The organism is Halobacillus litoralis (assembly GCF_009856415.1).
Classification (GTDB): domain Bacteria; phylum Bacillota; class Bacilli; order Bacillales; family Halobacillaceae; genus Halobacillus; species Halobacillus litoralis_C.
Genome location: NZ_WMEZ01000002.1, coordinates 1 through 12801 on the forward strand (window position 1 = coordinate 1; position 12801 = coordinate 12801).

Here is a 12801-nt window from a genome sequence, read left to right on the forward strand (position 1 = left end):
CACCCCGAAGGGATCCACTCGCTTCCCGCGCTCGACTTGCATGTATTAGGCACGCCGCCAGCGTTCGTCCTGAGCCAGGATCAAACTCTCCATAAAAGTTAAGTTTGACTTGCTCATTTGCACACCGAATGTGCTTTGTTTCAAATCTCTTCTATAAAAGAAGAAATGTTTTGACGTACTGGTTGGTTCGTTCAGTTTTCAAAGATCAATTACTGCCTTACCCGACAGTAATCAAATTCTAGCATAATTGACTATATATCGTCAATAGGTTTCATAGAATTTGTTGAAATAAATCTCTTAATGAGATGTTTTGTGCGCTGCTGAATAAGCAACGTTATCTATAATACACGGTGAACTTTTCCACGTCAATAGTTTTATAGAATTTCTTTTCGTGTAATTACAAAAGCCTTTAAGAAATGCATAATATAAAGGCCCCTTCTATAAAGAAAGGGCCGATTCAATGTAGATGAACTCTACAGTTATTAGGTATAGAAGTGTTGTAAAAAAACTTCATTGGTTGAAGCTAATCGCATAACAACTGTTTTAAAAAACGAGCTCCCCTTGCCACTTCAACATTCCGCCTTCCATGTTTTGCACGTTCACGAATCCTCTTTCTTTCATGAATTCAGCAGCGTTCATACTGCGACGGCCGGAGCGGCAAATCATCACATATTCTTGATCCTTAGGCAGGCTCTCAATTTTTTCAGGAATATCACCAAGGCGTATATGCTTTGCATTTGGCACCATACCTTGTGAAACCTCTTCATCTTCTCTGACATCAATTATAGTAAAATCATCGTTATTGTTCATTTTTTCTTCTACTTGTTGAGGTGTGATTTCTTTAATTTGACTCATTTTTATCCCTCCATATTAATTGTCACATTAATTTTAATTTACTGTTCATTAAAGTCAAGGCATACGGCCACTCATAAAAAAGCACCCCGCTTACAAAAGCAGGGTGCTCATAACTCATTTAATTGGCTACAATATTAACTAACTTTCCTGGTACGGCAATGACTTTTCTAACTGTCTTTCCTTCCAGCCACTGCTTAACGTCATCATTTTCAAGCGCTTGCTTTTCAAGATCTTCTTTGGAAGCTTCTTTATTAACCAACATTTTCGCACGCACTTTACCCATAACCTGAACAACAATTTCCACTTCATCTTCTACAAGTTTGGATTCGTCAAACTCCGGCCATGGTTGATAGCTGATCGTTTCAGAGTGGCCAAGCTTTTGCCACAGTTCTTCTGCAAGATGTGGAGCAACTGGAGAAAGGAGTTTAACAAAACCTTCTACATACTCTTTTGGTAAAAGGTCTGCTTTATACCCATCATTGATAAAGACCATCATTTGAGAAATTCCTGTATTGAAACGAAGCGCCTCAAAGTTTTCCGTCACTTTTTTAACGGTTTCATGATAGACCTTTTCCAACGTTGTATCATCTGTATTTTCTTTAACTGCTTCTGACAATACTCCATCGGTGACGAATAATCTCCATACACGATCAAGGAATCGGCGCGCCCCATCTAAGCCATTTTCAGACCATGCAACGGAAGCATCCAGCGGCCCCATGAACATCTCGTAAAGCCTCAAAGTATCGGCACCATGAGAATAGACGATGTCATCAGGATTAACAACATTCCCTTTAGATTTACTCATCTTTTCATTGTTTTCCCCAAGGATCATTCCTTGGTTGAATAGTTTTTGGAACGGTTCTTTGGTCGGTACGACTCCAGCATCATAAAGGACTTTGTGCCAGAAACGTGCATACAACAAGTGAAGAACCGCGTGCTCCGCACCACCAATATACACATCGACCGGAAGCCATTTTTTCAATGCTTCATAATCAGCGAACGCTTCATCATTGTTGGCGTCAATATAACGTAGGTAATACCAGCAGCTACCTGCCCATTGAGGCATCGTATTTGTTTCCCTGCGTCCCTTCATCCCTGTTTCAGGATCCACGACATTGACCCATTCATCAATATTAGCAAGCGGGGATTCGCCTGTACCGGATGGTTTAATTTCCGTCGTTTTCGGAAGTTTAACGGGAAGCTCTTCTTCTTTGACTGCCGTAATTGATCCATCTTCCCAGTGAATGACAGGAATCGGCTCCCCCCAATAGCGCTGACGGCTGAAGAGCCAATCACGAAGGCGATAAGTCGTTTGTTTCTTGCCTTTCCCGTTTTCTTCAAGCCAGTGGATCGCTTTTTCGATCGCTTCATCTTTCCCAAGGCCGTTCAAGAAGTCAGAGTTGATATGCGGTCCATCTCCTGTGTACGCTTCTTCCTCGACCTTTCCTCCCTCAACGACTGGAATAATTGGAAGGTCAAATTTTTGAGCGAATTCAAAGTCTCTTTCATCGTGTGCAGGGACCGCCATAATGGCACCACTGCCGTAGCTCATCAATACATAATCAGCCACCCAGATTGGAAGTTTTTCACCATTGATCGGATTGATTGCGTAAGAACCAGTGAATACCCCTGATTTATCCTTAGCCAAATCAGTCCGCTCAAGATCACTCTTGTTTTGCGCTTTTTCAATATATGTGGATACAGCATCTTTCTGCTCAGATGTAACGATTTCATCGACCAGTGGATGTTCTGGTGCGACAACGGCATAAGTTGCACCGAATAATGTGTCTGGACGAGTGGTAAACACATCAAAAGATTGGTCAAAGCCGTCAATTTCAAAAGTGACCTCTGCCCCTTCTGACTTTCCGATCCAATTTCTTTGCATATCTTTAATGCTTTCCGGCCAATCCAACTCTTCCAGGTCTTCAAGAAGTCGATCGGCATAGGCTGTAATCTTCAGCATCCACTGCTTCATCGGGCGACGTTCTACAGGGTGGTCTCCTCGTTCACTTCGACCATCGATAACTTCTTCGTTCGCAAGTACCGTTCCAAGAGCCGGACACCAGTTCACGGCAACTTCGTCAATATAGGCAAGACCCTTTTCATAAAGTTTCAAGAAGATCCACTGCGTCCATTTATAGTAATCAGGGTCTGTCGTATTTACTTCTCGATCCCAATCATAGGAGAAACCGAGTTCTTGTATCTGCCTGCGGAAGGTATTGATGTTTTGTTTTGTGAATTCTTCAGGGTCATTTCCTGTATCCAGTGCATATTGTTCTGCCGGAAGTCCGAATGCGTCCCAGCCAATCGGATGAAGCACTTCATATCCTTGCATACGCTTCATACGGGAAAGGATATCTGTAGCTGTGTATCCTTCCGGGTGTCCAACGTGCAGGCCTGCACCTGATGGATAAGGGAACATATCCAATGCATAAAATTTCTTTTTGTCTGAATAACTGTCTGTCTTGAACGTTTTTTGTTCAAGCCAGTATTTTTGCCATTTCTGTTCAATGGTCTTATGGTCAAAAGCCATTTCATTGCCTCCTCATAATCTCTCTAAAAAAATATAAAAAGCCCCTCATCCCAGTATGGGACGAGAGGCTTGATTCCCGCGGTACCACCCAAATTAACACATAAGTGTTCAACTTGACATCGATAACGGCGACCACACCGGCAGAAACTACTTCTGTTCACTTCTGCGACATCCAAGGCGAGTTCATGATTTCCAAGGACAGCTTCCACCAGCCGCTGCCTCTCTATCACTTGAAAGAATCACTACTACTCCTTTTCAACGTCATGCTATTATAACCGTATATTAATGAATGAAAACAGCTTTGTCAAGCAGCATCCGCCCAACTGATCGTCCATCTACAAGAAAGGTCTATTCATGCTACAATACTAAAGAACAATACAATTGGAGGATGGAACATGACGATTGAACGAATTTTAGACTACGCCCATTCCTTGATGAAAAAAACGATAAGACCTGGCGATGCCGTTATAGATGGAACTTGCGGAAACGGTCACGATACTGCTTTTCTCGCTGAACTCGTCAGAGAGCAAGGACATGTGTATGCCTTTGATGTTCAGGAACAAGCCATTACAAACACCCAAGAGCGTTTATTAGAACATGGGCTTGCAAACCATACGAGCCTTATCCATGATTCCCATGCGCACGTTCAAAAATACCTGCAAGACAAACATCAAACCAACATATCCGCAGCTATTTACAATTTAGGTTATTTGCCAGGCAGTGATAAAAGTGTGGTTACCAAGCCTGAAGGCACGATCCAGTCGGTTAAAAACGTACTGGCTACTTTAAAGAAAGGAGGGCTGGTAGTCTTAGTTGTCTATTATGGACATCCTGGAGGAGTGGAAGAGAAAGATGCCGTCATGGAGTACGTATCAGATTTAGATTCAAAGCACTACCAAGTCCTTCATTACGGATTTATCAATAAGAAGAGAACGCCTCCCTTTATCTTAGCCATCGAGAAACTCTCATAAAAATTAAAGCGAAAGACATTCGAAAGGACGAAACTTCCACCTCGTATTTTCGGATTCCTGAAAAGGAAAAAAGCCTGGTCGGTTAAATTTCACGACCAGGCTTTAATTTGTGGTACATTTTAGTATTGTAATAAAAGAAAGTCGCTTTCTTGCCGCTCACTTTCAACATTTCCTTCACAAAGCTTTTAGCATTTGAAAGCCTGCCTACTTTACGATCAGCTAAGTACATGCCAACGAGACCTTCATGGATCATTTGGTGAAAGGGTGCATCGGGAAGCCTTTGAATCTCCTCATGCGTCCTCTCAACAAAATATCGAAAACGGGTCTTCATTTCTTCCTCATGATCGTAATAAGCACAGAAATTCAGATCCCCCTCTTTCTCATCTTCTTCTTGATCAATGTAGTAATCAAGCAAGATATGTAATCCCTGCATATACGGAAAATAACTTCTTTCAATTTGATTAGATAAGGATGCATCCATCTTTCCACTCAACGTATAGGAAACAAGGCAAAAAATCCCTAAAGTAGACCCTGTACATGCGGAAAATTCATACCAGCTAAGCTCCGGCCATTCTTTTTGATAGCGCTTGAACCAATTTTGCAGTCTTGGTATCCTCTCATTTTCGATAACATGTTTATGAACTTGCAGATCCCCATATAATTTTCCCAACTTTATCGCATGGTTCTTGACGGTTGGATAGTCTACCGCCTCAGAAAGGACTTGTTGGCAAGTCTTCACAAGGTCATGGAGGTATCCCCCATCATCATGCTCCTCACGATATTGGTAATAGTCGCGTAATGGGTTCCCTGGGGTTAAGGCGTCGATCATAGATTCATGCAGCATGCGGAAATCTTCCGGGTCCATGGAGGTGCTCCGGTCGCAAAGGTTATCCAAGTAGTCACTGATGGTTTGATACGCAACGATGAAGCGGATGGCCTGTTTATCGTTGCCACGGGAGAGAACAGAGTAAATCGATCCCCCTTCACAGTGAAACGTTTTTTCTTCAATACTCGCCAAGGCTTGACTTCTTAGTTCTTCGTCTGGAATCGATTTAGCCCTCTCAATCCAGTAAGCCAATTCATTATGAACAGCAGGAAAAATATTTCGATACACCCTGTACATCAAAAACATGGCGTTGCCTGGGACTGCACGTGTCAAAAGAAATCCTCCTTGCCGATTTACTTTAGATGATCCTCTAAAAAAGATTGCGTATGTTGATAGACATCTTTCCATTCAGGCTCATTATAAATCTCATGATAAAGGCCCGGCCATTGTTTGTATCTTTTTTCTTTCACTTGAACCCGGTCAAACCATTCAGCTGTCTTCTCTATTTTCACCATATAATCATCTTCAGCCTGCATCAGTAACAATGGAATATCAGGAAAGCGTTGAATATCGGAGAACGCTTCTCTCGTCGCTTTTTGAAATTCACGATACCAGCGAACAGAAACTTTATCAATAATCAAAGGATCTTGTTGAAACTCTATAATTTTGTCCTTATTACGCGTGATATATTCGGGATCTTGAGGAGCTTTGATTCTTAATGATGGAATAAAAGTGTTTAAAACATAAGACACGACTTCCAATGGGAGGCTCGCTTTTTTCAGAAGTCCCAGTGCAGGTGAAGAAAGAATAACACCATCCACCTTTGGTTGAGCAATTTCCATCGTCCGAACAACAGCCAGGCCTCCCATACTGTGACCCATTAAAAATATTTTCTTATCGGGGTCCGCCTGTTGAATCCACATCATAATGGTATTAACATAATCCTCAAAAGAGCGGATATGGCCACTCTTTCCTGGAGAACGCCCCTGACCTGGAAGATCGCCGTAAATAACGGAATACCCATCCTTTTGAAGTTGGTCGACCAATTCATGATACCGCCCTGAATGTTCAAAGGCTCCATGAACGAGCACAACCGTAGCACGATCATTGATTGATTCTACTTTCTTCACAGCATCTCCCTCTTTTCTTCTGCTATACTATCAATAGTAATAGTATAAGGGGGTTTTTCATGATTTGCGAATATAAAGGAAAGGTACCTGACATTCATTCGAGCGCTTATGTAGCAGAAGATGCAGTGATCACAGGGGACGTGACCATTCAAGAGAAAGCCAGTATTTGGTTCAAGACCGTGATCAGAGGAGACGTGGCTCCAGTACATATTGGAAAGAATACAAACATTCAAGATTTAAGCCTCTTACACCAAAGCCCAGATCAGCCTTTAATCATTGAAGATGGGGTAACCGTCGGCCATCAAGTCACTCTCCATTCCGCCCACATTAAAGAAAACGCGCTGATCGGTATGGGATCTCTTATTTTGGATGGCGCTGTGATTGGGGAACAAGCGTTCATCGGGGCCGGGAGTCTTGTCCCGCCTGGAAAAGTGATTCCACCAAATACCCTCGCTTTCGGTCGCCCGGCCAAAGTCATCAGAGAACTTAATGATGAAGACATAAAAGAACTGAATAGGATAAGGAAGAGTTATGTGGAAAAAGGGCAATATTATAAACAACTACGAGAATCCTGAGTCCACAAAACGATAACCCGAATGAAAAAAAACCGTTCCAAACTTTTGTTTGGAACGGTTTTCTCTTATTGACAGCGTGCCTTCAATTCTTCCGCTTTATCTATACGCTCCCAAGGGAACTCCACATCCGTGCGTCCAAAATGACCGTAAGCAGCCGTTTGGCGATAAATAGGACGGCGCAAGTCCAGCATCTTTATAATGCCTGCTGGACGTAAATCAAACAGTTCACGCACAGCTTCTACCAATTGCTCCTCAGAAACTGTACCTGTTCCATTTGTGTTAATGGCAATGGAAACAGGCTGCGCCACTCCAATGGCATAAGCAAGCTGAACTTCTACTGAATCCGCAAGTCCAGCAGCTACGATATTTTTCGCCACATAACGAGCAGCATAAGCAGCAGAACGATCGACTTTCGTTGCGTCTTTACCACTGAAAGCTCCCCCTCCATGACGGGCATAGCCACCATACGTGTCCACGATGATCTTTCTTCCGGTTAGACCGGCGTCACCTTGTGGCCCTCCAATGACGAAACGTCCGGTCGGGTTGATAAAGTATTTCGTCTGTTCATCGATATACCCTTCAGGTACGATCGGCTCAATTACATGTTTCTTCAAATCTTCCTGAATTTGTTGCAGCGTCACTTCTTCCGCATGCTGGGTAGAAATAACAATCGTATCCACACGTACGGGCTGATCGTTTTCGTCGTACTCTACCGTCACTTGTGTTTTCCCATCTGGACGAAGGTAATCGAGTGTACCATCATTTCTAACATCAGATAGACGTTTAGAGAGTTTATGAGCCAAGGAGATTGGCAGAGGCATCAATTCTTTGGTTTCGTTATTAGCAAAACCAAACATCAACCCCTGGTCTCCTGCACCAATCGATTCGATTTCATCATCACTCATTTTCCCTTCACGGGATTCAAGAGCGACATCCACACCTCCAGCTATGTCAGGAGATTGTTCATCAATCGCTGTCAGTACAGCGCATGTATCCGCATCAAACCCGTACTTCGCACGAGTATAACCGATATCTTTAATCGTCTGACGGACGATGGATGGAATATCTACATAAGTATTTGTACTAATCTCACCAGAAACCAGTACAAGTCCCGTTGTCACTGTTGTCTCACATGCAACCCTCGCGTTGGGGTCGTTTTTTAAAATTTCATCTAATATCGCATCAGAGATCTGATCACAAATTTTGTCCGGATGTCCCTCCGTGACAGATTCTGATGTGAATAACCGGCGGTTTGCAGGCATTCTTAAAAACTCCTCCTTCTGTAAGTACAAAGTATTAGACGGAACTCTTTACCAGTATGTGTAGAAACTGTTATAAGTTTCATATATGTTCATGTTGCCTCTTTTCACAACCAATGGAGCAATTACATAGGAATATCTACAGGTTCCCCTGTGCGAATATTTCTTCATTAAAGGCTTTACTTATTGAGGTGATGGTTCAATCTCATCCCCCTGTTTGGAAAAAGCCTTATAAAAAGAAAAAACCTTTCCTATTCGAGGAAAGGGGCTGCTTCCTTTCGCTCTTATCGTCCAAGGAGCATGTCCTCCTTGCTTCAGGTTAGCACCGTGTCATGTCCATGACGGTTGCTGGGTTTCAAAGGGCCTGTCCCTCCACCAACTCTGGATAAGAGAGTATCCGTTCTTCGTTATCGTATCGAAAACCTTATTTAATGTCAATTGAATTCCACCTCTTTCAAACGTATTCGTATCCCGTAAACGTTTGAAAAAAATGAACATATATTATTAGAACACTTTTTTTCAAGAAAGAACAAAACATCGCTATTCCATATAAGCTCTTAATCGTGGAAAAATCGGTTTCGAGATGTTTGTGTGATTCTAGGGGCTCCGGGAAACAGTTCGCTTCCCTTGGGGTGGGCGGGGAGCTTCATCAGGCTACGCCTTCCGAGGTCTCACCTGTCCCACACGTCCCATAGTTCACCGTTTCCCTCCGCCCCTTTACATTATAAGTGTCTCGAAACCACTTCTGGAATAAGCAGCTTTCCATCTTGATGAAATAAGAGCGTTAAACTTCTACCCCATGTGTATTTGTTTTCTGAAAGCTTGATAGAGAAGGCTATATGCTTATAACAGCAGGAGTTTGCTAGACAGTCCCTCTGAGCAATGGGGTTCGTTTATCACCTTCATCGAAAGGGGTGGTCGCGAATCTTCATGCGGGAGAAGGAGATAGGCGAGAACCCGCAGGACGAAGTCCGAGGAAGCTCGGCGCTCTCCCACAGGAAAGTGTTCAAATGCGGAATCGTCCCGGTAGACAAATAGCTTCCCGACAACCCTTGTCGCCAACAAGGGCAACGAACCACGGAGACACCTCATAAATGAGTCTTCAACAATCCTGCCAGATTGTTGAACAAAAGTGCAGGTTTTATGTTTAATTATTCAGAATAAATAAAATGTAAGCTTTTTCACGTATAGTATGGACTAAAGAATACAATGTGTTATACTAATCTCACATTAGGTTGATCATAATTAAATGCAAAGGCGGGTCGACACATATGAGTACCATTAATCAAATGTCTGAATTGAATCTTTTACTTGCCCAAGAACATGTCCACCATCAGCTATCTGTTCCACATTTAGTGGAAAAGATTTTATACCGTAATGAAGGTACCCTGACAGAAAAAGGGGCCATCCAGGCAACGACGGGTACTTATACTGGTAGATCTCCGAAAGATAAATTCATCGTCCAGGATGACTTATCAAGAGATAAAGTCCAATGGGGAGCTGTCAACCAGCCCATAGATGATCAAACGTTTGTAAAACTCTATCATAAAGTATTGGATTATTTAAAAGAACGGAATGAACTGTTTGTGTTTAAAGGCTATGCTGGGGCAGATGAAAAGTACCGCCTTCCTCTTCAAGTACTTACAGAGTTCGCTTGGCACAACTTATTCGCACAGCAAATGTTCATTCGACCGGATGAAGAAGAAATAGAAGATCATGAAGCAGAGTTTACAGTCATATCGGCTCCAACCTTCAAAGCCGATCCGCATGTCGATGGAACGAACTCAGAAGCATTCATCATGATTTCTTTTAAACACCGCATCGTTTTAATCGGTGGCACGGAATATGCAGGAGAAATTAAGAAGTCCATTTTCTCTGTCATGAACTATATCCTTCCCGAGAAGAATGTTCTGCCGATGCACTGCTCAGCAAATGTAGGGAAAGAAGGAGATGTGGCATTATTCTTCGGCCTTTCAGGGACAGGAAAGACGACATTATCAGCGGATCCGCAACGTAGATTGATTGGTGATGATGAGCATGCATGGTCCAATTACGGGATCTTTAATATCGAAGGTGGGTGTTACGCGAAATGCATCAACCTTTCTCAAGAAAAAGAACCCCAAATCTTTGATGCCATCCACTTTGGTTCTGTCCTGGAAAACGTCGTGCTGGACCCACAAACTCACCAGCCTGACTACAATGACACAAGCCTTACTGAAAATACAAGAGCGGCTTATCCATTAGAGCATATCGACAACACTGTACAACCGAGTATTGCCGGTCACCCGAACGCTATCATCTTTTTAACGGCCGATGCAACAGGTGTACTTCCACCTATCAGTAAGTTGACAAAAGAACAGGCCATGTACCATTTCTTAAGTGGTTACACGAGTAAACTAGCGGGAACTGAACGAGGAATTACAGAACCACAGGCTACTTTTTCCGCCTGCTTCGGATCGCCATTCCTTCCCCTCCCGCCTTCCACTTATGCAGAAATGCTCGGGGAAAAGATTGACCAATTCAATGCAGATGTTTATTTGGTCAACACAGGCTGGTCAGGAGGTTCTTACGGAGAAGGGCAACGAATTAAATTGTCCTATACAAGATCCATGATTCATGCCGCACTGGAGGGAGAGTTAAGCTCTGCTGACACTTATCAAGATCCATTCTTCGGTTTGAATATTCCTACCCACTGCCCTGGTGTTCCAGATGAAGTATTATCTCCTCGAAGAACATGGGCAGACGCTGATGCATATGATCAGAGCGCCAAGTCATTGGCTAACAAGTTTCATGAAAACTTCAAGAAATTCACATATGCAAGTGAAGAAATCAAAAATGCAGGACCAACCTATCACAGGTCATAACTATTGTTTCCTCATCTCCTCATATAAAAGAAGGCCCCACTGGAAATCCAGCGGGGCCTTCTCTATGCCCTCCACCTAACACTACAAACGCTACCTATTCTTGAAGACTCAGTTTCGAGATGTTTATTGAGTGGATGGGAGCTGCGGGGAATAGCTCGCTTTCCGCGGGAGCGCGGTGAGCCTCCTCGGACTGCGTCCTGTGGGGTTTCACCATGCACTCTTTTCCCGCAGGAGTCTCGCCATTCCCCTCCGCCCTTTACCACATAAGGATCTCGAAACCACTTCAGGAATAAGCTGCTTTTATGCACATGGTAGCTGGAGGGAAATGAGCTCCTAAGGACGCTATTCTGCATTCGAAAAACTCGTTATAGAGGAATTTTGCTTATTACACCAGGATAGTGGAAGTAACCTTCACACAGTAAAGGGGTTCGTTTCTCAACATCATGGACTGGGGTGGTTGGGAAGCTGCGAGACTCCCGTGGGAGAAAGGAGATAGGTGAGATCCCACAGGACGTAGTCCGAGGAAGCTCACCACTCCCCCACAGGAAAGCGAGTAGCTTCCCAGCCACCCCTGACGTTCATCCCAAGCAACGAACCCCCATACATCTCGAAATCGAGTCTTCAACTATCCTGCCAGATTGTTGAAGAAATACAAGAAAAAAGGTAGAAAAGTTTAGTTAAACTTTTCTACCTTTTTTAAGCACTCCGGCAACACTTCATCTTTCATCATGAAGCTGAATCGATCATTCGATTTCAAATTACGCGGGAGATGACGGAACAATACTGGTCCGTGCGTCTCAAAATAATGATCCTGATCATCAATCGAATCAATCATCGCAAAATACACGTTCTTAATGACCGTCCCCCCTTTACCTTCTACATGGTACTGGCCAATGTAGGATAAATAAGATATAACGGCCCCCGTCTCTTCTTTGACTTCACGAACAGCGGCGTCTTCCGCTGATTCTCCTTCTTCCACTTTTCCACCTGGAAATTCGAGACCGCGATCTTTATGCTTGGTGAGCAGCCATTGATCCTTATATCGGCATATCACCCACACGTGTTTCGGTGTCTCGGAAAAAGGATGATCCTCAAAAGATAACCGGACAGGGTTGTGGTAATAATCATAAAATGTTTTCATGTCTGCTCAACTGCCTTTAATCCTTGATATACGTTCTGTCTTTCACCTGTTTAAATCGTACCACAAGCCGCGCTAAATACAAACCGGTCAGCAGACAAACTTCCCTTTTCCCTGAATAAATTGTAAAAATATCCAGAAACATAAAACGACCAATCCTTATCATTCGTACAAGAAAGAAAGCAAAAGAGAAGAAAGCAATAATGGCTAAGCGAACCTATGTAGCAATGATCAGTCTGTTTTTAATACTTTTGCTAAGCGCTTGTGGCAGTGCAGAAGGCAGTAAAATCGAAAAATTATGTCTGAAGCTTCTGAAGTTAATAAAGACTTACAAAGTTATGGCTGTTAAAACTGAGACAGACCAAATCATAAAGATGGGTGGGCAAGGAAACAAAGGGCTCCCAGAAGACGGGATTCCCATTCAATCCACCATCGATGCCGTTCACCAAATGGAGCCTATGGCTTTTCACCAGACCATTGAATCTGTGGCGCAGATAACAGAGCAATACTATACAGACAAAGGCTTGTACATGACCAACCCTACTGGTGATGGTTGGGTGAAAGCACCATAGAAAGTTCTCGAGCAAACTCCAAGCCTTGAATGCGAATAGTCAAACTCCAGCTGAACAAATGGAATTTCCAGAGGATTA

General features: G+C 43.2%; 10 protein-coding genes, 1 rRNA gene, 1 riboswitch and 1 other annotated feature. Of the genes, 4 read left to right on the forward strand and 7 right to left on the reverse strand.

Annotated features, from left to right (window positions below; all coding sequences use genetic code 11):
- The 3 genes from GLV98_RS05665 to leuS all read right to left on the reverse strand — a co-directional run.
- Positions 1–96 (reverse strand): 16S ribosomal RNA (locus tag GLV98_RS05665); the annotation flags it as partial.
- A 447-nt stretch (positions 97–543) separates the two neighbouring features.
- The gene (locus tag GLV98_RS05670) at positions 544–855 is read right to left on the reverse strand and encodes a rhodanese-like domain-containing protein (RefSeq protein WP_160913004.1); all 312 of its coding nucleotides are present in this window, start codon (positions 853–855) and stop codon (positions 544–546) included.
- A gap of 118 nt (positions 856–973) precedes the next feature.
- A complete protein-coding gene (gene leuS / locus GLV98_RS05675; protein ID WP_160913006.1) occupies positions 974–3388 on the reverse strand; it encodes a leucine--tRNA ligase in 2415 nt (804 codons plus the stop codon).
- Between the two features lie 53 nt (positions 3389–3441).
- Positions 3442–3656 (reverse strand) — a binding site (T-box leader).
- Positions 3657–3750: 94 nt separating this feature from the next.
- Here leuS and GLV98_RS05680 point away from each other — a divergent pair.
- The gene (locus tag GLV98_RS05680; protein WP_337193736.1) at positions 3751–4359 is read left to right on the forward strand and encodes a class I SAM-dependent methyltransferase; all 609 of its coding nucleotides are present in this window, start codon (positions 3751–3753) and stop codon (positions 4357–4359) included.
- Positions 4360–4441: 82 nt separating this feature from the next.
- Here the strand turns inward: GLV98_RS05680 and GLV98_RS05685 are convergent, their stop codons facing one another.
- On the reverse strand, positions 4442–5491 hold the full coding sequence (locus tag GLV98_RS05685; RefSeq protein WP_160914432.1) for a tetraprenyl-beta-curcumene synthase family protein: 1050 nt from the start codon (positions 5489–5491) through the stop codon (positions 4442–4444).
- A gap of 47 nt (positions 5492–5538) precedes the next feature.
- The gene (locus tag GLV98_RS05690; protein ID WP_160913010.1) at positions 5539–6315 is read right to left on the reverse strand and encodes an alpha/beta fold hydrolase; all 777 of its coding nucleotides are present in this window, start codon (positions 6313–6315) and stop codon (positions 5539–5541) included.
- A gap of 59 nt (positions 6316–6374) precedes the next feature.
- Between GLV98_RS05690 and GLV98_RS05695 the strand changes: the two genes are divergently transcribed.
- Positions 6375–6890, forward strand: a complete 516-nt coding sequence (locus GLV98_RS05695; RefSeq protein ID WP_160913012.1) for a gamma carbonic anhydrase family protein — start codon at positions 6375–6377, stop codon at positions 6888–6890.
- A 65-nt stretch (positions 6891–6955) separates the two neighbouring features.
- Here GLV98_RS05695 and metK read toward each other — a convergent pair whose 3' ends face one another.
- Positions 6956–8152: a methionine adenosyltransferase gene (metK, locus tag GLV98_RS05700; protein ID WP_160913014.1), complete on the reverse strand. Its 1197-nt coding sequence runs from the start codon at positions 8150–8152 to the stop codon at positions 6956–6958.
- 278 nt (positions 8153–8430) lie between these two features.
- Positions 8431–8541, reverse strand: a riboswitch (SAM riboswitch).
- 879 nt (positions 8542–9420) lie between these two features.
- Between metK and pckA the strand changes: the two genes are divergently transcribed.
- On the forward strand, positions 9421–11013 hold the full coding sequence (gene pckA, locus GLV98_RS05705) for a phosphoenolpyruvate carboxykinase (ATP) (RefSeq protein ID WP_160913016.1): 1593 nt from the start codon (positions 9421–9423) through the stop codon (positions 11011–11013).
- A 673-nt stretch (positions 11014–11686) separates the two neighbouring features.
- Here the strand turns inward: pckA and ytkD are convergent.
- The gene (ytkD, locus tag GLV98_RS05710) at positions 11687–12154 is read right to left on the reverse strand and encodes an RNA deprotection pyrophosphohydrolase (protein WP_160913019.1); all 468 of its coding nucleotides are present in this window, start codon (positions 12152–12154) and stop codon (positions 11687–11689) included.
- Positions 12155–12354: 200 nt separating this feature from the next.
- On the opposite strand from ytkD, the gene GLV98_RS05715 reads away from it, so the two are divergent.
- Entirely contained in the window at positions 12355–12723 is a 369-nt protein-coding gene (locus GLV98_RS05715; RefSeq protein ID WP_160913021.1) for a DUF6612 family protein, read from the forward strand.
- Positions 12724–12801: the final 78 nt, after the last annotated feature.

Excerpts from the sequence above, each read along its gene's own strand:
- GLV98_RS05670 (WP_160913004.1), bottom strand. The coding sequence starts at position 855 with ATGAGTCAAATTAAAGAAATCACACCTCAACAAGTAGAAGAAAAAATG.
- leuS (WP_160913006.1), bottom strand. The coding sequence starts at position 3,388 with ATGGCTTTTGACCATAAGACCATTGAACAGAAATGGCAAAAATACTGG.
- GLV98_RS05685 (WP_160914432.1), bottom strand. The coding sequence starts at position 5,491 with ATGTTTTTGATGTACAGGGTGTATCGAAATATTTTTCCTGCTGTTCAT.
- GLV98_RS05695 (WP_160913012.1), top strand. The coding sequence starts at position 6,375 with ATGATTTGCGAATATAAAGGAAAGGTACCTGACATTCATTCGAGCGCT.
- metK (WP_160913014.1), bottom strand. The coding sequence starts at position 8,152 with ATGCCTGCAAACCGCCGGTTATTCACATCAGAATCTGTCACGGAGGGA.
- pckA (WP_160913016.1), top strand. The coding sequence starts at position 9,421 with ATGAGTACCATTAATCAAATGTCTGAATTGAATCTTTTACTTGCCCAA.
- ytkD (WP_160913019.1), bottom strand. The coding sequence starts at position 12,154 with ATGAAAACATTTTATGATTATTACCACAACCCTGTCCGGTTATCTTTT.
- GLV98_RS05715 (WP_160913021.1), top strand. The coding sequence starts at position 12,355 with ATGGCTAAGCGAACCTATGTAGCAATGATCAGTCTGTTTTTAATACTT.